The sequence below is a fragment of the Tetragenococcus solitarius NBRC 100494 genome (assembly GCF_001544195.1).
Classification (GTDB): domain Bacteria; phylum Bacillota; class Bacilli; order Lactobacillales; family Enterococcaceae; genus Tetragenococcus; species Tetragenococcus solitarius.
The window spans coordinates 1-21,601 of record NZ_BCPY01000009.1 but is presented as its reverse complement, the minus strand read 5'-3'; the positions used below and the strand labels follow the sequence as shown (position 1 = coordinate 21,601).

The 21,601-nt window shown below is 35.9% G+C and carries 18 protein-coding genes; 1 reads left to right on the top strand and 17 read right to left on the bottom strand.

All coding sequences use genetic code 11. The annotated features are described in order from the left end of the window. Window positions 1–14: 14 nt before the first annotated feature. The 8 genes from TS1_RS04330 to TS1_RS04295 all read right to left on the bottom strand — a co-directional run bounded on the left by TS1_RS04330 (window position 15) and on the right by TS1_RS04295 (window position 8,611). Complete coding sequence (locus TS1_RS04330) at window positions 15–326, bottom strand: V-type ATP synthase subunit F (protein WP_068708211.1); 312 nt, start codon at window positions 324–326, stop codon at window positions 15–17. Next, complete coding sequence (locus tag TS1_RS04325; RefSeq protein WP_068708210.1) at window positions 316–1,308, bottom strand: V-type ATPase subunit; 993 nt, start codon at window positions 1,306–1,308, stop codon at window positions 316–318. Before TS1_RS04325 ends, TS1_RS04330 begins: the two co-directional genes overlap by 11 nt. Window positions 1,309–1,323: 15 nt before the next feature. Then, window positions 1,324–1,908: a hypothetical protein gene (locus TS1_RS04320; protein WP_068708209.1), complete on the bottom strand. Its 585-nt coding sequence runs from the start codon at window positions 1,906–1,908 to the stop codon at window positions 1,324–1,326. A gap of 23 nt (window positions 1,909–1,931) precedes the next feature. Next, the gene (locus TS1_RS04315) at window positions 1,932–2,402 is read right to left on the bottom strand and encodes a V-type ATP synthase subunit K (RefSeq protein WP_068708207.1); all 471 of its coding nucleotides are present in this window, start codon (window positions 2,400–2,402) and stop codon (window positions 1,932–1,934) included. A gap of 2 nt (window positions 2,403–2,404) precedes the next feature. Further along, window positions 2,405–4,369: a V-type ATP synthase subunit I gene (locus tag TS1_RS04310; RefSeq protein WP_068708205.1), complete on the bottom strand. Its 1,965-nt coding sequence runs from the start codon at window positions 4,367–4,369 to the stop codon at window positions 2,405–2,407. Continuing rightward, window positions 4,359–4,679, bottom strand: a complete 321-nt coding sequence (locus TS1_RS04305; RefSeq protein WP_068708203.1) for a hypothetical protein — start codon at window positions 4,677–4,679, stop codon at window positions 4,359–4,361. Before TS1_RS04305 ends, TS1_RS04310 begins: the two co-directional genes overlap by 11 nt. Window positions 4,680–5,048: 369 nt before the next feature. Further along, window positions 5,049–6,407 carry an allantoinase AllB gene (allB, locus tag TS1_RS04300; RefSeq protein WP_068708201.1) on the bottom strand — a complete coding sequence of 453 codons (1,359 nt, stop codon included), beginning with the start codon at window positions 6,405–6,407 and terminating at the stop codon, window positions 5,049–5,051. A 239-nt stretch (window positions 6,408–6,646) separates the two neighbouring features. Beyond that, window positions 6,647–8,611, bottom strand: a complete 1,965-nt coding sequence (locus TS1_RS04295; protein ID WP_068708196.1) for a beta-glucoside-specific PTS transporter subunit IIABC — start codon at window positions 8,609–8,611, stop codon at window positions 6,647–6,649. Window positions 8,612–9,119: 508 nt separating this feature from the next. Here TS1_RS04295 and TS1_RS04290 point away from each other — a divergent pair. Next, entirely contained in the window at window positions 9,120–10,004 is an 885-nt protein-coding gene (locus tag TS1_RS04290; protein ID WP_068708195.1) for a DUF368 domain-containing protein, read from the top strand. Between the two features lie 57 nt (window positions 10,005–10,061). Here TS1_RS04290 and TS1_RS04285 read toward each other — a convergent pair whose 3' ends face one another. From TS1_RS04285 to TS1_RS04245, 9 genes are all read right to left on the bottom strand, one after another. Continuing rightward, the gene (locus TS1_RS04285) at window positions 10,062–12,590 is read right to left on the bottom strand and encodes a sigma 54-interacting transcriptional regulator (protein WP_068708194.1); all 2,529 of its coding nucleotides are present in this window, start codon (window positions 12,588–12,590) and stop codon (window positions 10,062–10,064) included. A 162-nt stretch (window positions 12,591–12,752) separates the two neighbouring features. Further along, window positions 12,753–13,580, bottom strand: coding sequence for a PTS system mannose/fructose/sorbose family transporter subunit IID (locus TS1_RS04280; RefSeq protein ID WP_068708193.1), 828 nt, complete (start codon window positions 13,578–13,580; stop codon window positions 12,753–12,755). Then, on the bottom strand, window positions 13,577–14,389 hold the full coding sequence (locus TS1_RS04275; protein WP_068708191.1) for a PTS mannose/fructose/sorbose/N-acetylgalactosamine transporter subunit IIC: 813 nt from the start codon (window positions 14,387–14,389) through the stop codon (window positions 13,577–13,579). Before TS1_RS04275 ends, TS1_RS04280 begins: the two co-directional genes overlap by 4 nt. A 192-nt stretch (window positions 14,390–14,581) precedes the next feature. Beyond that, on the bottom strand, window positions 14,582–15,079 hold the full coding sequence (locus TS1_RS04270; RefSeq protein WP_068708190.1) for a PTS system mannose/fructose/N-acetylgalactosamine-transporter subunit IIB: 498 nt from the start codon (window positions 15,077–15,079) through the stop codon (window positions 14,582–14,584). A gap of 11 nt (window positions 15,080–15,090) precedes the next feature. Further along, window positions 15,091–15,510 (bottom strand): PTS sugar transporter subunit IIA, encoded by a 420-nt coding sequence (locus tag TS1_RS04265; RefSeq protein WP_068708189.1) that lies wholly within the window; start codon window positions 15,508–15,510, stop codon window positions 15,091–15,093. 196 nt (window positions 15,511–15,706) lie between these two features. Further along, the gene (locus TS1_RS04260) at window positions 15,707–17,125 is read right to left on the bottom strand and encodes a PTS transporter subunit EIIC (RefSeq protein WP_068708188.1); all 1,419 of its coding nucleotides are present in this window, start codon (window positions 17,123–17,125) and stop codon (window positions 15,707–15,709) included. A 15-nt stretch (window positions 17,126–17,140) separates the two neighbouring features. Continuing rightward, window positions 17,141–18,793 carry a glycoside hydrolase family 13 protein gene (locus tag TS1_RS04255; RefSeq protein WP_068708187.1) on the bottom strand — a complete coding sequence of 551 codons (1,653 nt, stop codon included), beginning with the start codon at window positions 18,791–18,793 and terminating at the stop codon, window positions 17,141–17,143. 67 nt (window positions 18,794–18,860) lie between these two features. Further along, window positions 18,861–19,859 carry a LacI family DNA-binding transcriptional regulator gene (locus tag TS1_RS04250; protein ID WP_068708184.1) on the bottom strand — a complete coding sequence of 333 codons (999 nt, stop codon included), beginning with the start codon at window positions 19,857–19,859 and terminating at the stop codon, window positions 18,861–18,863. 85 nt (window positions 19,860–19,944) lie between these two features. Beyond that, complete coding sequence (locus TS1_RS04245; RefSeq protein WP_068708183.1) at window positions 19,945–21,414, bottom strand: sucrose-6-phosphate hydrolase; 1,470 nt, start codon at window positions 21,412–21,414, stop codon at window positions 19,945–19,947. Window positions 21,415–21,601: the final 187 nt, after the last annotated feature.

The following is a 21,601-nucleotide window of genomic DNA, read 5'->3' as shown; positions in this document are numbered from 1 at the left end:
GCTCATCTCCCTTCTTATAAAATATTTTGTCCTACGGCTTTTTTCATATTCTCTTGTACAGATTCAAGTCCAATTCCTCTTGAACCATCATGATCAGGGATCATAACGACCGCTGGTGAAAGTTGACCTTTAATTGCTTCAACTTTTTTGGCAATCTGTTTTGCACAGGATTCTGTAATATAAATCACACCATAGTCTTGTTCTACCATTTCATCAAATGTTTGGTTAATTTCTGTTAAATGATTACCATATTTGACCGTAAAACCGAATAGTTTGAAGGGTAAGACAGATTCTTTGTCGCCGATAACCCCAATTTTATAACTCACTGATTTCACGCATCCTTTCTCTTACTTGCTCTTTCGTAAACCCACTTCTTTTTCCTACAATGAGTAAACGTAAATTCATGACTTCGATATCTTTGGCATTTAAAAAGGCTAACAATGGCAAGGGGCCAAAGGCTGTTGTCTGAGCTGTCTCATACAAAGACGTTAGATAGTTGTCTTTGATCAAATCTAATTGTAAAAAATCAATGGTATCTTTTTGCAAAGCTGGTTCCAGCAAGCGACCATAATCTGTTCGTCTCAAAAAGGCCTTATACTCTTCAAAGGGCTGATCAACAAAAGTTAAAAAACTCTCCTTTTTAATTGACCCAGAATCAGATAACACGGCCGATATAAAGGCATAGCTGCGCTTTTGTAAAAGACACCTAGCCATTGTACTAATGTTATTAAAATCAATAAATGCAGTCACTTCATCTAATAACTCTGGATACTTCAATTTTTCTGCTAGGCGACGCTGTTCGATCAAAAAATGACGATCATAAATAACATCTATCCCTTGTAAAATAGCTGATTCCTCAAAATAATGATTCACATCTTGGATGGCTTTCACGATTGTTTTAGGAAGCACCCCTGATACTCCATTTTCAATGGCAGCCTTAACTTCGTCAATGGAATAAAAACCATCATCCATAACTAAATGGTCATAATTTTCTTGTGTTTTTTCTGCTTTGGTTAAAACTTTCAAATTATGGAAGGTATAACGCATTGTATAAATCCATACAATTGTTGGATCAGGAACTAGCTCTATCATCTCTTGATACGTTCGATGTAATTCTTCATCTAAGCTTCTTTCAAAATGAAATTGAAAATGATCCGTTAAGTATTTACTATAGATTGTTGAATTTAGCAATTCTCTAATTTTGTCAAATGTTTCTGCAGCGATGAGTTGATCAAACGTTTCTTTGGTAAGTAGTTCCGTTTCTTTTAAGCGCACCGCAGGATTGACTGTATGATATAAATCTTTCATAGCTACCTCCCTCCTCTACGTAAATAACGCTTGCATGATTTTACCACTTGCTGATTTTTTAACTTCAGCCAATAGTTCATGATAGTAAAAGTTATACTGAACGCCTGCGACTTCAAGTAAAAAACCATGTTCGGGATTTGAACTTTTCGTCCCCAATGAAAGTTCCATACCTTCTGATTGGTTGATTTGTTCAATCCATTCAGCAGAATAAACAGCATCGTCCGTTAAACCGCCTGGAATAATTTTTCCTTGAGTGAGGTCATTTTGCTTAAGAGAAGTAAGTAAAAAATCTCGTGCGACTTGTATGTCCCACTGCGCCATTTCTTGATAGGCATCTTCAAAGATCTGCTCTAAATATTGCTGTTTGCTCTTTAAACGTGTTTGACGAGCTTGTACAATATTACGATTTTTTTCTTGTCGAAATTGTTTTTGCAACCGGTCTTTTTGAGATGCCAACTGTTCTTCATGCGTCTTTTCGATCTTTTGTTTTTCTGCTTTAAAGGACTGCTCAATTTCATCCATGCGTTCGTTTTTTAACGCTACTCTTTCATCTTCGGCTTGTTGATTAATGTCACGGATAATTGTTTCAATTGCATCCATGTTTTTCTCCTCCTTTGTTTTTATTAGATACTACCAAATAGCAAGAAGGAAATAACAAACCCTAAAATAGCGTACATTTCAACCATGACGGAATACATAACCCCTTTAAAGAAATGTTCTGGTTTTTTAGCTAGAATTTGAATCCCAGCAGCCGAAACTTTCCCCTGAGGAATAGCAGAAACTAAACCAGCAAAAGCCACAGGCAAAGAAGCCCCTAGATAAGCCATACCATCTACTACTGACATGTCTGGTGATAGATTAGTAAAAATCATCGCTGCAATCGCAAACCCATAAAGACCTTGTGTTGCTGGCAATAGTTGTAAAATCAAAGACTGACCGAATTTCTCTGGTTGACTGGTCATTAATGCAGAAGACGCTTCCCCAGTTTTACCTACTCCGATGGCTGAGCCAATACCTGGAAGAACCGTCGCAAGTCCCATCGCCAAAATTGCAAATATCATTCCATCATTGTTTTCTAATAAGTAATTAATCATGTTTATTCCTCCGATTTTTTATGAATATTTATATATTTTTCTTCTGTTTTGAATGGTTGGAATATCTTTCCACCACCTTCGTAAAACTTGCCAAAGTACTCGACATATTGCAGCCTTGCTGCATGTACATAAGCACTTAACAAGGAAAGGAAAATATTGAGTGCCTGCAGCACTACAAGTAAAACAATACCAATAGTAAATCGTGCCACTGGAGGCAAAGTTCCTACCAATAAATTAAAGGCCATTGCGATACTTCCACCAGAAATTCCTAGAGCCATTAAGCGGCTGTAACTAACAAAATCCCCGATATAACCTGTAATTCCATATAAATCATAAAGCCCGCTAAAGAAACCTCCCACTTTGGATTTGGATTGAATAATGGGGATGCCAACAATTAGCAAAGCATTAACGATGGCTAACACAATACCGCTATTTTTTATTACTTCAGAATCCACCATCATCGTTCCAAAAGCAATCATAAAGAGCCCGATTAAAATTCCATGCCATGAAAATCCTTCACGTACAGCAGAAAGATAATCTTTTTTCTTGATATTTTCCTTTGCTGCTAAAAATAGTCCCGTAAAAAGCTGAATTCCACCAAAAACCAACGAAATCATAAAAATCGTCATGAAATCTTCTGTCGGATTAAGTAGTTGAAAAGGTAATTCGGCCCCAAAGGCTGAGCCATAAATAATCCCCCAAAAGATAATAGAAAAAGAAAGAATTTGAAATAGACGCAAAAACTTTTTAATATTTCTTTTTAAAGGAATAAAGTGTAGACCAATCGTAGAAGCAAGCAAAATAATTGCCCCGTAACCTAAATCAGCCACCATCATACCAAAGAAAACAAAATAAAATGGCGCCATCCACGGTGTTGGATCAATTTCCTCATATTTAGGCATTGCATACATGCTAGTCAAGCTTTCAAAGGGCTGAATCAATGCTTTATTTTTTAATTTTGTGGGAACCTTGTTATCTTCAATTTGCTGTGGCGTTGGTTCTGCCAAAGAGAAGTAGAGCTCATCTTCTGCAAACACTTGAAATAACTCTTTTTTTATTGTAGGTAAATCTTCGGCCGCAATCCAACTTCGAATCACTACAACATAATTCGAATGTACCAGATTTTCCTTAGCTTTTTCCCGTTGTATTTTTGTCAGTAAAATCTCTTCGTTTAGTTGCAAATAAGCCACTTGTTGTTTCAAAGTACCAATTTTCTGAGACATTGTTTTTTGTCGTTCCCATAATCGAGACTGTTCTTTTTTGGCTTCTGCTAGTACTTTTTTAGGTGATTTACCGTAAGGATTTTGTTCAAATAATACACCTAGGGCTGTTAATTGTTTCTGAATCGTTTCTTGTTCTGTTTTTATAAACAACCCACTAAAAAATAGTTCATTTTTTTGCGTGCTATTTATTTCATAATATACCTTTGACTTTTGCAAATACTCTTGAATATCTTCCCACTCATCATTTGCTGCTCGACCTAAAAAGAAAGAAACATACTGTGATTCATCCGCTGGGTCTACATCAAAGTTATGCCATTGCACTGACCAATTTTCTGCTTCTTGCCAGTATGATAAGGAAGTATTGACTTGTTCCCACTGCTCCTGTAAATTTTTAATTTCACTTAAAAATTGGTTTAGCTGCTCTTTATCATAGGAACCTTCTAAACGTAAAATATCCATCTCTTCCCGCTTTAAAGTCCGAACTTTTTGTTTTGCGGAACCATGGTTGCGGATAAATGTAAGAGCTTCTCTTACCATTGATAATTGTTCGGAATATTTAAGCAAAGCGGTATCATCAAATGTTGGACTTTCTGGGAAGTATTTATGTAACCACTCTTTATTTTCTTGAGTATGAAGAATATCTTCCATCTCGACATTTTGCATCCCTTGTAGCATCTGCAAAATTTTATCTTGCTGGCTCTTTTCAGCTAATATCGACAGTTTACTTACCGGATTAACGACCATTTTTCTCGATCACTCCCTCGATAATTTGCTTTACCACTTTTGCTTGATTTTTTTGATAAGTATGTTGAAACTTTTCATCTTCTTCGTTAATTTCTTGTTCTAACGATAATTGTTGTTGATGAAGCTCTTCTTCATTCTTTTCTTGGATTTCCATCAATATACGATCCCGTTCATCTTTTTTTTCACGTTCCATTTTTTTTAACTGTTCATTTTTTTCTTGTTCATATTCTTTCAAGTTTTCCCACATTCGTTGTTTTTCGCGTTCATTTTTTTCTTCTGCTTGTTTAATTCGTTCCAATGCTTCCTGCATGCTATCACCCCGCTTTTAAAAAAAGATAAAGAAAAATGATTGAGAAACGCTCCTCAAAATAGCTCTTCTCACCCCTTGAAGAACGATCCTTGAAGCAAATGCTCAACCATTAGTTATTTTATTCACATTTTTATCACCCTTTTAGTATAGCAAAACATTTTAAGTTTGCAAGCCTTTACTCATTAGAAAGATAAAAAACATTTCCTAGCTAGGATACTTTAAATCATTGGAATTTCAATTAATATTTCAACCAATTCAAAGGCTTTTCTTTATTTTTTTCTTGTTATTAATCCTCAATAACACTCATTCTACAAAGTAAATGCTATTTATCTACTGTCAATTTGAATAATTCTTTTACTATCATTCCATCTACTTCTTAATAAACTCTCCCAAAAATTTATCTGTCACACCGATTTCTTGGCTATATATCGTTTGTCCTCTTAAAATGGTTTGATAAACCTGAGCACCAATTTCTCTTCCAATATAAGGACTGATCTTATTACGATATTCGAGATCTTCAGCTTTTAATGTATATGGAGCGTTCGGTTGAATTAAAACAAAGTCGGCATCTTTTCCAATACTAATACGACCTTTTTGATCTAAATTGTAAAGATCAGCCGGATGAGAGGCGGTGATTTCAGCAAATTGTTTTAACGGCATCCCCCGTTTTTGCACCGCTTCATCGAATAAAATATCGACATCATTTTGTAAACCGGAAATTCCACCCCATGCATGCATAGCATCGGTATCTTTCAAATCCGGCGTACAAGGCGAATGGTCGGAAGTGATAAAGCGAATATTGCCTGCTTGAACATGTTTCCACAACGCATCTTGTTGACTTTGTTCGCGGATAGGCGGGGAGCATTTCACTACCGGACCAATGTCATCTAGTTCCTCAGTCGCAAAGTAAAGGTAATGCAGACAGGTTTCACAAGTCACATCAACCCCTTCTTCCCGTGCCTTAACCACTTCTTCTACCCCTTCTTTACAAGCGACATGGACGATATGCAAACGACAGCCGGTCTCTTTGGCCATTAAAATCGCTTTGCGAATCGCTTCCACTTCTGTAAAGGCAGGACGTGTCGCTACATATTCTTTCAATGTCGTAGCGCCCTTAGCCATGGCAATCTCGCCAAGTTTATCCGTAATCGGTGCATTTTCTGAATGAATCGCTAATACTTTGCCTGTTTTAGCAATTTGTCGCATTCCTTCATATAATGTGTAATCGTCCACATTTTGGAAGTCTCCAGGAATGGAAGGATCCCCACAAGAACCTAAGAAGCATTTGTATCCGGCGACGCCGCCGTCATCTAATTCTTGGATGCCTCCATCCAAATTAAACGGCACCAAACCGCCAAAAGAAGCGACATCTACTTTTAATTTATTTTCTCCAGCTTGATATTTAATATCTAAGGTTTCTTTATCAACAGTAGCAGGCACCTGATTCAACGGCATCTCCATAAAGGAAGTCACGCCCCCTTTAGCGCTGGCGGCCGTTCCTGTCACATAGCCCCATTCATCTCGATAACCTCCGCCAGGATCTGTAATATGCACATGGGCGTCCACCATCCCCGGGCTTACGATCAACCCTGTCGCATCAATCACTTTCTCTCCTTCAAGAGCGTCTCCAATTTGGTTAATTTTCCCCTCTTTTATCCCGACATCTGTCTTCACTTCGCCATCTTCTAAAAGAACTAACCCATTTTTGATGACTAATTCATTTTGCATTTAATTTTCCTCCCGCTTTTAGTCGGCGTTTCAGTCATTTCTATTTTAATTAAGTAAGCGAAAAAATTCTCCCGCTGTTTTTTATTATATATTTTTATTATTTAACTTACATTAAAAAATGAAAGTTGAAGAAAAGTTTTTAGCTTAAAAAGGTAATAAATTCACTAAAAAAGTCCCAATAAAAGACGATAGTTACCGTTCTTTATTGGGACAAATCATTCTATATTGCCAATCTATTCTTATCTTACTGCCGTTAATAAATAATCTCCAGGGCTAACTTGCGATTCTTCGGTAATTTCAATTGATTTAAAATCACCAGAATTCGTAATAACCACTGGTGTAATCGTATCATAGTTTTCGCCTTCTATTCCTGCTTTATCAAATTTGATAAGTAGGTCACCAGCATTAACGTGTTGTTTTTGTTCAACATGAATTTCGTAGTATTTTCCTTCTAACTCAACAGTGTCTAACCCTATATGAATAAGCACTTCTGTTCCTTCATCAGTAGTCATCCCTACAGCATGTCCAGTAGGAAATAGTGTTGAGATTACACCATTTGCGGGTGCTCTAACTTCACCAGCCTCTGGTTTTATCGCAACGCCTTTGCCTAAAGCTTCACTCGAAAATACTTCATCATTCACTTCAGACATTGGAACCAGTTGTCCTCTTATTGGACTAGCAATAATATCTTCTCTTGCACTTTCTTGTAATTCTTCTTTACTTACCAGACCTTCGTTTGCGTTGTTCCCATTTTCAGTTGATACTTCATTTCCATCACCATCTATGGAAGGAACAGGAAATACCATTTGCAATACAAATCCAACGATTGTACACAAAGCAAAACCAATAATTACATTCCAAAAGTTCATATCTATGTTACCATTTGGATTAATCGTATTAAAGATCGAGAAAACACCCAGGCCACCAGTACGATATCCTACAACACTCATAGCTCCAATATAAGCCCCACCTACTGCATTACCTATTAGAGCATATAAGAAGGAACGTTTCATCGGTAACATTAAACCATAAATTGTTGGTTCTGAAACACCAAAGATCAATGAAATTGCGCCAGGAACTGCAATATCTCTTACTCTTTTAGCTTTCGATTTAATGAGTAGCGCAATAACTACGCCTAGTACACCAAAGGTTGAAGATACCATAGCAGGTCCAATGGATTCGTAACCTTGTTCTGCCAACAAAATAAACATAATCGGCACAACGCCCCAATGTAAGCCAAAAATAACCAATAATTGCCAAGCAACGGCTAATAAAGCACCAAAGATCAATGGACTAAATCCTTGAACGGCAAGGAAAAATTGTCCAACTAAAGTGGAAGCCCAAGTTGCGATGGGTCCAATCACAATTAGTGAAATGACAAAAACAATCATCACTGTGAAAAATGGAGTTAAGAAGGAACGAACAACGCTTGGGATCACTTTTTTCACCCATTTTTCGACGACAGAACCTAACCACACAGACACAAGTATAGGAATAATTGCGGAATAATAACCGTTAGGCGGCATAATAATCGGAATTCCTATAAATGTGGAATAAATAGGAGCTTCAAATGGGGTTCCTGAAAACAAAGTATAAAGGACGTCACCGTTCATCAGTTCGTTTATATCCGGATGCAAAAACGCCACCGCAATCGCTAAAGCCGTAAATTCATTCATTTTTAGCTTACGAGCCGCTGTAATCGCGACCATCACTGGTAAGAACTGGAAAAAGCCATCCCCAGCAAAATTTAGAACCTGATATAATCCACTTTCGGCATCAACACCTACGGTTCCTAATAACGCTACAAGCCCTTTTATCATCCCAGTTGCAGCCAGAGCCATTAAAAACGGTTGAAATACCCCTGAAATAAAATCAATAAATCGATCAGCTATATTACGATTATCGTTACTATTATCCTCATTACTATCCTCACTAGAAGAAGCGCTGCCACCAATATTGGTCTGATTTATTATTGCTTCATAAACTTCGGCTACCTGTTCACCTATAACGACTTGATATTGACCCGCGCTTTTCATCACAGTGACAATACCCTCTCTACTTTTCAGATAATCCGTATCCGCTTTATTTTCATCTTTTAAATTAAAACGCAAACGCGTGATACAGTGACGTAACCCATCTACATTTCCTTCCCCACCGACGTGATCAATAATGTCACGGGCTAAATCATCATAATTATTGCTCATAATTTAACTCTTCCTCCTCCGTTTATTTTATAATTGCCCAAATAAAAAAACCCAAACAAGCCCATGACACAAAAATAATCGAACTATTTTTGTTCCATGTTTGCTTATTTAGGTTTTGCCTGGCTAAGCCAGTAACAATCCAAAAAATGTCTATATATAAGCTAGCATAAACCGCTTTCTATTGCAAGCATTATTTTTTACTAACTAATCATTTACAATTCATACATAAAGTGTATTCAGATTCAATTAACAAAACAACTCTGGAGATAAAAAGATAAGCATATTAAGTCTAAACGAATAATTATTAGTTTAAGTTTATTAATAGATTGTACTATTCCTACATTGCTGGAGTCAGTAATTTACTTATCGCCCTCTTTCGGGGTATATTATGTTTACTTTGTTTACTAAACGTTAATTTTGAAAAATATTTTAGATTTTCTTTACGCATAGCTTTTCGAATATATGCTAAAATAAACAGGACTCAGATAATAAGGAGAATGATATTCAAATGAAAAATGTATGGTTATTGATAAAAGGAATATTTATGGGAATAGCAAATATTGTTCCTGGGCTTTCAGGTGGCACAATTGCTGTTTCTTTAGGTATTTACGATGATATCATCTACTCCATCACAAAATTGAAATCGGAACTAAAAAGAAGTCTTCGTTTTTTTATTCCTCTTCTTTTAGGATTATTAATCGGCGTTGCGTTTTTTTCCAGAGCGATCACTTATCTTTTTGATTTCTATCCCTTACAAACGGCTTCTGCTTTCACTGGCCTCATTTTAGGTGGTTTTCCAATATTGTGGAAAGAATTTCAAACTTCATTATATTTAAAAGAAAAAAAAGCAAGTTATTGGCACTGGGGAATTTTTTTAGTGATGTTTGCGTTGATTACATGGATGAGCGTGGCTGAGGTATCAAGCGCTTCATCATATGAACTGTCTCTTGAACTACCTACATTATTCGGTTTGTTTTTTATTGGAATTATCGCTTCTGCTTCGATGGTTATTCCAGGGATTAGCGGATCCTTAGTGATGTTAATTTTGGGGTGGTACCAAGCCTTTCTTTCCATGATTAATGGCTTTATTGATGCTTTACGTGCCGCCGATATTAATGAGCTCCTTATTTATGGTACTTATTGTGCTTTTTTCGGTGTGGGCATGCTCTTAGGTATAGGCGTTATTAGTAAAATAATTGACCTATTATTTAAGAAATTTCCAAGTTACACTTATGCTGGAATTTTTGGACTTGTCCTTGCATCACCAATCGCTATTTTTGCCGATTTATCTATAAAATCTGCTGGTATTAATTTTTCAACTGTTCTCTTTTCTGTATTATTTGCAGTTGTATGTTTTGGCTTAACCTATTTATTGGGTAAGAAAAGTAATTAGAAATTTTATGAAAAAACGTTGAGTGTGTGCTCAACGTTTTTTCATAGACTTTACCATTTAGGAAGTTAGTAACTCATAAATAACATAAAGTTCCCAATCGGAAATTTGGATTTTATAAAATTGTTCCAGAGTATAAAAGACATTTTTGGCATTTTGATAAAATAAGCGATCGTTAATTTTCAATTCATCAATATTTTCAGGAACAGAATAATCCTCTACCCCTAATATAGTCCTTTCAATTAAAAGTGCAGCGTGCATTAGTAAATTAAATCGCATCTTAGCAGATAATTTTAAATTAAAACGACGTTCTAATTTTTCAACAACATCTTCTACTTGCCGAATGATAACATCAGGATTTAAAAAGACTAATTTTTCAGATAATCCTTCTTTTGAGAAAAATTGGATAAATTCATTTAACATATTTGAAATATCGTTAGGATGCACTAAGTTATTAAATGAGTTTTCGAGCTGTTTTTCTGCACCTTCATCTACCACGTCTAATAAGTTAATTGCCGGTATCTTCGTCTTATTATCTAAGTATGAAGTACTTAAAATTAAAACCGTTGATTTCAAATAATCCTGTTGATTATGAGCAAGATCTAATGTATTCAATAATTCATTAAATTTCAATACAATTAATTTAACATCCGGATCCACGTATTTTTGACAAATCGATTGAATCTTTTTCGCTACGTCACTACCAGAGATACTTGATATTATGATATTTTTTTCTACTTCAAATCCTTCGAAGTATTGAACTTCTGTTTTAAAATTATTTTCTGCCGATTTAGCAATATCGTAAAATAATTTGCCGCTGAGTAATTTTTGCCCAATGTCTAAAGCGTATGAAGTGGTTAAATTATTAATCACTAACAATTCACCTAAAATTTGTGGCTTTAAGCTTTTATATAATTGCGTTAACGACCCCATATCGACTAGCATAATAACACCTTGGGAAGTATCTCTTTCAGAAAGCCAAATTTTCACTTGAGAAATAATATCACGAATCGAAGATGTCAATGGCATATTAATTGCGTCAAAAACATAGTCTCCACATAACCGATTAGCTACGGCTTGGATACTTGATGCTGTGGTATTGCCATGGGCAACAAGTAAAGCATGATAGCGAATATCTTCTGAGACAGTATCGACTAATAAAATGGCTAACATTATTTTAGCAAATGATTTAATTTCAAAGTTAAGGTCTGTAGTTAAATTACTAGCTAATGCTAACGTTCGCGGGTATTCCTTTTTTAATTGTTGTTTAATTTTGTCTAGTAAAAAAGAAAGATCATTAGTTTCTTTAATTTTTATAATATTATATAAACAATGAACTGCATCTTCGGTTAATAGCTGGTTATCTATTGTGTTTTTATTTCTAGTTTGGATGTGATTTTTAACATGATAAAAAAGACTATCATTTTCTGGTGAAAAAAATTCTGTTAAAAAATCTTGATTAAACTGATAAATTTTTTGTTTTAATTGAGAAAGATTTCTCTCTTGATTAACAAGTTTAAAAAAATCATTTTGTAGAGATTGAATTACTTGCTTCTTTTCATCAAGTAACGGATCTGAAGGTGTAAGAAAAATCCATTCCTTTTCATGTGAATCCCCAATTTTAATTACTTCTTTTTCTCCGTTTTTTCTTAATGTATCCGCACATAACATGCGTACTTCGTTCATTAAACTTCCTACATTTCCTGATAGCCTTTCTTCGATCATTTTAGAAAAAACATTCTGGCTTATTTTTAAGTCTTTTTTTAAACGCTTTGCTTCGTTCAAAAATAAATATTTCACTAATTCAATTCTTTCAAAAAATGGCCGTTGATGAAAAGAAGGCAAGTGAATAGCAACAGAAATTCGGCGATAAAAAGTAGGTAACAAAACTTTTTCTGGCGTTTCTGTTGTCGCAAATAGTAAACGAACATTAGATGACACTGTTTTTTCTTCTTCTCCTATTGGTCTAAAGCGCCCAGTATCCATAAATTGAAAAAGTTTCTCTTGGTTTTCATTCGATAAACGATGAACTTCATCAAGAAATAAAACCCCTTGATTTGCTTGAGCGAGTAATCCTCTTTTTTTAGTTTCTGCTCCAGTGAATGCGCCTTTGGTATGCCCAAAAAGAATGGAAGAGATGAGTTCTGGATTGTTCGCATAATCTGCACAATTAAATACCAAAAATTTCTCTGTACCGTTTGCCTTATTTGCTTTGAGGTATTCAAAGATTAATTCTGCTAAGTAACTTTTACCCACACCACTATCACCTTGGATTAAAAGAGGTAATCCTAGAGGGGGATAAAGGACAGCTGCTTTGCATTTATCAATCGCTTCTTTAACACTGCCGTTACTTCCGACGAACTTTTGGAAAACATCTTCTGGACTATCCTTTTCAGAAGCATTAGCCAATTGCCAGTAAATTGGTTTTGTTCCTTTTTTTAAAACCTCCCCATTTGCTAAAAGTTCGTTTAAATAAAGGCTAGTAACTGAACGGCTTAAACCAATCGTTTTAGCAACTTCATTGGTGGTTAATTTATCTTTGCCGTTTTTTAAAGCAGCTAAAAGTGCTTGATATGTTTTTGTTTTCAAACTTTACACCTCCATCTTAATAAGATACCTAAAGTGAATCCAAAAATCACTGTTAAGTAGAAATTGGCGTGAACACTTATCTCAAAGAAAGATTGTCCACACCAATATTGACTTTATAACTTACGATGACTGATCAGATATTCTAGCGTGCTGTTTTTTTTACTATGCCACTCCCAGTAAACCAAGAAGTATACCCAAACACATAATTCCTAGCATAACGTAATTTACATTCACTTTTTTACGCAGCAGCCAAAATGCAATAAGTGTAACAGCTAAAGGAACAATTCCCACAAAGAGTTGATCCAAGTATTCTTGAATCTTCATGGTTTCTTCACTGCCTGCGACATTTACCTCTAAAATGGTTTCAAAATTAACATTTGAAGCCGTCATACTACCCATCATCATCAGCCCTAACATGCTTGATGCTTTCGTTAAAATTTGCATCCCGCCGGATTCGTAAAGTTTCTGTATAAAGCTTGCTCCGACCGAATATCCCCCATATAAAGCAAAATAGTGAATTAAAAAAGCAGGAATATTATACAAAAGTAAAAAAACAATAGCTCCTAAGGGTGTACCTGTATTAGCTAGAGAAATACCGATACCTGCTGCAACGACTCGCAGAATTCCCCAAAAGAAGGAATCGCCAATTCCCGAAATCGGACCCATCAAAGAAGCTTTTACCGCAGTAATCGAACTGGCATCAAAGTTCTCGTCTTCACTGTTTTGCTTTTCCATCGAAGAAACTAACCCCATGATAAAGTTGTTAAGATGCATGGTGGCATTAAACCAAGTGGTATGACGAACTAAGGCATCTGCTCGTTCTTCTTTGGTTTTATAAAAACGATTAATTACCGGAAGTAGAGTATAAATCACGCCGACTGCGTGGTATTGTGTCGCACCTGTTCGACTCGCATTCATGGTCCAAGAACGCCAAAATACCGAACGCATCATCTTTTTTTCTTCTTTACTCAAGTTTTCTTGTAATTTCATGCGAAAAAGTCATCCTCCTCTTCTTCTTTGGTCATCGTTCCTGCTGCATGGTTATTATTTCCATTCGTCGAAATATCTCTCATCTGTAAATCTCTTTGCGCACTAACCACACAAATGACAACGCCAATAACAGCCACGGCTACAGCAGGTAGTTCGAGATAAGCGGTTAACACAAACCCTAAAATGTAAAATACAGCTAACTTATTATCCCAAAGCAGTTTCATCAACATAGCAAACCCGACTGCTGGTAATAATCCTCCTGCAGCACTTAACCCATTCATTAAACGCTCAGGAATATTTTCAACAAAAGTATTGACCGGACCACTTCCTGCTAAAATTCCAATAAAAGCAATGGAAGCAATGATTAGGTAATAAATAATCCATGTACCATAATGCAAGCCGACAATCATTTTTTGATTATCTTCTCGCGCTGCCTTATCAAGAAAAGGTGCAAAAATGTTCATAAATACATTTTTTAAAAACATCACGACAAATGCAGCTAACATCCCAATTGGAACAGCTAAGGTCATCGCAGCATTTTGTTCAATATTAGAAATAATGGCAAAAGTGGTTGCAAGTGTCGTTGCAGTGACTGGCTCAGCAGCTATCACACCACCTATATTTACATTTCCTAAAAAAATGGCTTCTAAAGAGGCGCCCATTAAAACGCCAGTTCTCATATCTCCCATTAAAATACCGGTGACTAAACCAACCACGAGCGGTCGTTCCATCATGCTTTGTCCTGTTAAATAGTTACCGGCAAAGCAAATGAATACTGCCAGTGCAGCTAATGTTGCTTCTATCAACATAATTATTCATTCTCCTTCTCTTTTAGATTTTTTTCTTTAAACACAGAGAACGGTTTTATAAAACGTTGTTCCACTTTTTAATTTCGAATAATAGATCGATTTCTTATCTATCTTCCCAATGACAAATAACGTTCTACCAACTCTTTCTTCGATTTTTTTAACCACCACTCACTGATTCTTTTTATACTCAATTTATAATTTGCTTAATGCATCTTTTAAACTATACCTAGAATTTGTAGGTAAAACTTGATTATAACTATCCACCTGCTCAATTTTAGCTAATTCTTTCGCTGCCTCGAGCTCATCAGGATTTAATTGCACGCTAGGAAATAACATGGTTTTTGATTTTGGATCAGATTTATCAAAACGACCTGTATTCGCCACGTTTACCGCTTCGATATCTTCGACATTTTGGGCAATTTTTGTTGCATCACTGACACTATTTACAATGGCAAAAATACGACGGTCTTTACCACGTGGGTCATTAAAAACTTTGATTGCTTCATCTACCGAGCGAATGAGTAACTTTACCCCATTAGGAACAGCCATCTTTAAAGTCATCTGTGTTACTTCATTCTTTGCGGCTTCATCATTAGCAACCACAAGTAGTGGAGCATTTAATTCTTTCGTCCAAACCACAGCAACTTGTCCATGGATTAATCGATCATCGACTCGTACTTGAGTTATCATATTATTTCCTCCTAAAAAAATGATTCATTTTCTTTTCCCATCTTCGTTTTTACTAATTTGACTTGGCTTTCTTCAATTGCCCTTGTAATGAGTTCATCCGTCAGTTTTTCTTCTTCATGGCCAATAATTAATGTGAGTACTATGCTTAAATTGGTATTAGAAATAACATAAATATTTTCTTTTTTTTGGGTCAGTATTTCTGCCACCACTTTTTGATTGACACTTCCTCCAAATAAGTCAGTAAAAATAATGGCTTGCTCATTCTGCTTAATTTGCTGAATAAATTCAATAATCTTTGGAGTGTAATCCTCTTCTGTGACATAAGCGTTAACCACTTCAATCTGATTTCCTTTATCTGCCAAAATATTTAAAGAACTTTGGAAACCCTCCGCCAGTTTCCCGTGCGTGGCCACTAAATATCTTTTTTTCATTAACATCACCTCACTTATCTATAAGCAATAACTATGCCAAAAAATTAAGAGCTTACAATCCTTGATATTTCAAGAATGTAAGCTCCTAATCATTTGTTTAAACAGATTTATTTGGCTTTAAACATATTTAACGGTTGTTTATTTTTATAAAAAAGCTCTACCGCTGTTCGAGCGATAAAGCTTAATAGAATATAGTCTATTCTGCATCGGGATCAAGCAGTTCTTTCGGTACAGCAAAAAGATACGTTAATAGAAAAGCAACAATAAATGTAACGATTCCAACCAAAATGTAGCTGATTAATTGATAAGGTTCATAAATGTACATTAGCGGTGAAAGAATAACAGCCAAGCCATAGGAATTTGCTTGTATCCCAAGTGCGGCTAGGACTCCACCGCCAACCGCTGAACACCCTAACATAACAGCTAAAGGTTTCATTCCATAACGAACAGTGATACCAAATAGTGCAGGCTCACTTACACCAAGTAGTTGGGTGATCCCAGCACTTGATCCGATGACTTTTACTTTATTACTCTTTGCTCGCAGGCCAACAGCAAATGCAACTGCAGCGTTGGCAAATCCGTACATGGCACAAACAGTAATCAGTGGATTAAACCCAGTTGCGGCGAGTAATTGCGTTTCAATCATGATAAACAAATGATGCATCCCAGTCATTACAGCTAATGGATAAATAAAACCCACTAACAGACCGCCAACGCCAAAAGGTATTTGAATTAAATGCTCTACTAAGTAAACTAAACCATTTTCAACAACATGCAGTAGTGGTCCCAGTACTAACAGCCCTAATAAAACCATAGTAAAAATCACTACAAAAGGTGTAAACATTAAATCCAGAGCATTAGGCATTCTTTTGCGCACACCTTTTTCTAGCTTGGCTCCTAAAATCCCAATCACTAAAGCTGTCAACACACTTCCTTGATAACCTATAATTGGAATCGCACCAAAAGCCATAATAGGTTCAACACTACTATGAATATCAGCAACATTATTAGCATTTGGCAAAGATGGTGACACCAACATCATACCAATCACAAAACCGAGAACGGGGGTACCACCAAATTTTTTAAAGGCAGACCAACAAATTAATGCTGGTAAAACGGCAAAAACAGTATCTGTCAAAACAGTTAAGAGTACCATGACGTATTCAGGAATGTGATCAGCGGAAGTGCCAAAGAAATGTAGCACATTATCATCTAGTAAAACACCCTTTAAACCCAAAAATAGACCAGTCGAAACAATTCCGGGAATAATCGGAGTAAAAATATCCGCTAATGTACGAACGCCACGTTGAATTGGGTTTCCTTCTTTTTTGATTGACTCAACACTGGTTTCTTTGTCTTGTAAATCACCATTATCTTGCATAATTTCATTATATACCTTAGTTACAGTTCCGCTGCCTAAGATAATTTGATATTGACCAGAGTTAAAATAAACACCTTTTACTTCGTCAATATTTTCAACTTCTTTATCATTAATAATACTACGGTCCTTTACTTCTATACGCAAACGGGTAGCACAATGTGTAATCGATGTAATGTTTTCTTCTCCTACAGCACTTATAATTTCATTCGCTATTTTTTTATGATCTGTTGCCATAGCTCTCCCTCTTTTCTACTTGAATAAAATACTTTGGTAAGGCAAAAGAACATTTTCAGTTTCAACAATTTTATTTTCATGTGTATTTACAAAAATATGTTCCATCGCTTTTGGCCAGTTTACTTGTTCTTTTTCAGTACCAAGATTGGTAAAAGAATAAATACGTTCGCCGTTATATTCTCGTACATAAGCAATCACATTTTCCGGCACATTTGATAAAAACGCGATCGTACCGTTAGTTAAAATTGGACTGATGGCAGAATCTTGTCTTAAAGCAATCATTTTTTTATAAAATTCAAAAACCATATTATTTTTTGCATTAATTTCAGAATATTCTTGGGTCATAGCTAACCAAGGTCTAACTTGAGAAAAGCCGCCATATTTGTCGTTATTCCAAGGCATAGGTGTCCGCGTATTATCACGACTACGTAAATTAACAAAATGTAAGGCTGCTTCTTCTGAATAACCTTCTGCTATTGCGCGATAGAAATTATCGATGCTTGAGATGTCATTAAATTCAACAATACTGCTTCTTTGGAAGTTTTTCATTCCTAACTCTTGTCCTTGATAAACAAAAGGCGTGCCTCGTAAGAAGAAATAAAGTGCGCCAATGGCACAAGCCGAATGAGCATTTTGAAAATCTGGATGAACAAGCTTAGATAACGCCCGAGGTTGGTCATGATTTTCGATAAAGTTAGCCGCCCAACCGGCCTTTTGTAAGGTTTCTTGCGATTGAGCCAATAACTGTTTAAAATCTTTTACTTGCCAGTTCGAACGTTTAAACCAGTCTGTTCCTGATTCAACATCGATATCGGCGTAATGAAAATCAAAAATCATCGAAAAGTAGCCGTCTTTGCCAATAAACTCTTCGTATTCTTTATAATCAACACCAGATGCTTCACCTATAGTTACACAGTTGTATTTTTCAAAAGTTTCTTTTTTTAGTTCATTTAGAAATTTACCAATTCCTGGCCGATTGCGTGTCTTATGTTTACATGAAACCAAACCATCCGAACCATCTGCCGGTAAAGAGGCAAAATCCTGATCTTTTTTTATAAAAGTAATCGAGTCGATGCGAAAGCCTGCGATCCCTTTTTCTAGCCAACGATTAATCATTGCATAAATTTCTTGTCTTAGCTCAGGATTTTCCCAGTTTAAATCCGGTTGTTCTTTGCCAAAAAGGTGTAAATAATAAGCATCTTCTCCCAGGACTTTCTCCCAGGCAGAACCGCCAAATTGTGAACGCCAATTATTCGGACGTTTGTTTCCTTCTTTAAAAATATAATAATTACGATATTTGCTATTTTTATCTGCTAATGCTTGTTTAAACCACTCGTGCTCATCGGAAGTATGATTAACAACTAAATCTAATATTATTTTGATTCCTAATTGGTTTGCTTCATTTAATAACAAGTCAAAATCTTCCATTGTACCAAATTGCGGATCTATTGCTTCATAATCTGCAATATCATAGCCGTTATCGTTCATAGGAGATTTGAAGATGGGACAAATCCATAGCATCGTCACCCCCAATTCCTTTAAGTAAGGTAATCTTTGTCGAATCCCTTCCAAGTCGCCAATTCCATCTTCGTTGGAATCATTAAAACTTTTTGGGTAAATTTGGTAGATAACTTCATTTTTCCACCAATCTCTTTTCAGTTCTTGCATTAACAATACTCCTTTTCGTATGATATCGATACCACATTTGCCATAAAACCAAGAAAATCTGTTTATCTTAAGCAGATTTTCTTTTAACTAAAGTTAATTTTAACTGTGCCTGATCTACCTCATAAGAATTATTTTCAATTTTTGCTAATAATAACTTGGTAGATTCCATACCTAAAGCAGCTACCGGTTGGGCTATGGTCGTTAAAGGAACCCTTAATAAGGAAGTAGAAGGTTGATTGTCAAAACCAATTATCGCTAAATCATGAGGAAGCTGAAATCCTTTTTGTAACATTTGTTCCATAATTCCCATGGCTACTTCATCACTATTCGTAAAAATTGCCTCCGGACGTTCGACTTTTGGCAATTGTAATAGATCGTCAGCTACCTTCATACCATCTTGACTCGTATGCACTTGTCGAAAAATCCAATTTTTTCTGACAGTTAAATTTTTTTCTAATACGGCTTGCTCAAACCCTTCCGTTCGATTCCTACCGTGTCCTTCGCTGGTTAAAGTACCTCCTGTACAATAAGCAATTTTTTGATAACCTTTAGTTGCTAAGTACGATATGGCATTATAAACAGCCTTTTTTTGATCTGTAACCACTGTAGGAATATCTGCACCACTCACCCTCTCATTACACAAGACGATGGGTCCAAACTCTTGATAACTAGCAATCATCTGCGGATCGCCTTCTACTGAACACATGATAAGACCAGCAATGACATGTTGCTTTAATAGTTCCAGCGTGTTTATTTCCGCTTTTTTATCATCATAGGTTTGCATGATCAGCACATTATAATGATTTTTCTTGGCCTCTTTTTCAATCGCATCTACTAAATAGGAAAAAAAAGGATTGGTAATTCTTGAAACAAGGATTCCGATCATTGTCCCTTTTTTTGACCGAAGTTGAGTGGCAATCGAACTTGGCGTGTAGTCAAGCTCTTTCATTGCTGCTTTGATTCTCTTCTTTTTTTCTTCTGAGATATATGGATGATTATTTAAATATCTTGATACGGTGGCAACAGATAAGTTGGCTTTATTCGCTACATCTTTGATAGTTGCCATAGAAAGAACTCCTTTGTGGTATCGATTTCACACCAACTATAAACGTCCAACTTCTTTTTGTCAACACTTCGTTGGACTTTCTTGTTTAAATTTGCCAAATAGTAGCTGTAATATCGGCTTGACCTTCAGAGAAAAATTCAATCCCATTACTGCTTGGTTGGTTAAACAAACGCGTACTAAAAACTTCCTGACCCCCATTAACAAAAATCTCTGCTGAAGATTCATCTACAAACATCTGCAAATTAAAATTCGTTGTTTTGAAATCACACTTTCGAGTGACACCATAGGCTTTAGTCGCTAGCTTCCCACCTTTTGAGCGATCGAGAACTAACTTCTGTTCATCTGTATCATAATAAAACAATACTTCTTCATTTTCCCCGACTCTAAATTTTAAACCGGTTTTTCCTCGCTTTTTAAGTTGCACTGTCATTTTTAATTCATAGCTACGAAAATCAATTTCTTTCCAACTTTTCGTTTCGCTTGCTAAAGAAATATCCAACTTATCTTTTTCTTGACGCAATTTTTTTAACTCAGGTAAAGGCTTTTGCACAACTTTATCTCCTTTTATCTCTAAAACACGAGGAATTGTTAGGCAATGCGCCCAGCCATATTCATCCGTCACACTATCTACATCCGGTAAGCCAAACCAGCCGATCAGAATACGTCTGCCATTTGGATCGAGCATCGTTTGTGGTGCATAAAATTCAAAACCATGGTCAAATTCGTGAAAATCTCCATGATTAAATTCCCCATTTTGGAAATCAATCGGCTCGCCTAAAAGATAACCAGACTGATAAATATTGCGGAAATAATCGCCTCTTTCTTCCATTCCTTGTGGACAGAACATCAATACTGCTTTATTTTCCATTTCAAAATAGTCTGGACATTCCCACATATAACCGCAGTTATTTAGAAAACTTGTTTGTATTTCACCTTTTAAAGACCAATTCATCAAATCCGCTGACTTGTAATAAAGAATCTTTCCCTCATTGCACTGACTTTGTGCACCGATCACGCAATAGTAATTTCCATCTTTTTCAAAAACCTTGGGATCGCGAAAGTTTTCTGTATATCCTTTGGGAGCCCCAGAAATAAAAGGCTGTTCGAACTTTCTAAAATTCCCCTTCATATCCATTGTCGCAATACATTGATATGAAGTACGCTCCCACTTAGCATCTCTGGTATTTCCCGTATAAAATAAGAAGAGCTGGTCTTCATACGCAAAACCAGATCCAGAAAATACCCCATGGCTGTCATATTTGGTATCTGGCTTTAACCCAATTCCCTCATCTTCCCAATCGATTAAATTTTTAGACGAAACATGGTACCAATACTTTAACCCATGAACAGGACCTAAAGGAAACCACTGATAAAATAAGTGAAATCTTCCATTGTAAAAACTAAAGCCATTTGGATCATTTAATAATCCCGTTTTCGATTGAATATGAAACTTCTGCCTATAAGGAGATTCTTGCACCTGTTTTTTTAGTGCATCAACTTCCTCAAAAGACACCTCTTCTAACCGCCGATAACGTTGCTCTCTTGACCATTCCATCTATTGGCCCTCCTTTGTGCTTGTTATTTCGCTTACTTTTAATTTAAGAAACTGTGCAAAACGAAATATCTTATATCGTACAATAATCCACCACAAATGAAAAGAAGCTTTCTATAACTTCTTGTATAGAAGGCTTCTAAATTCACACAAAACTGTTATAGATTAACTCTATATAATCGTGCAAAAG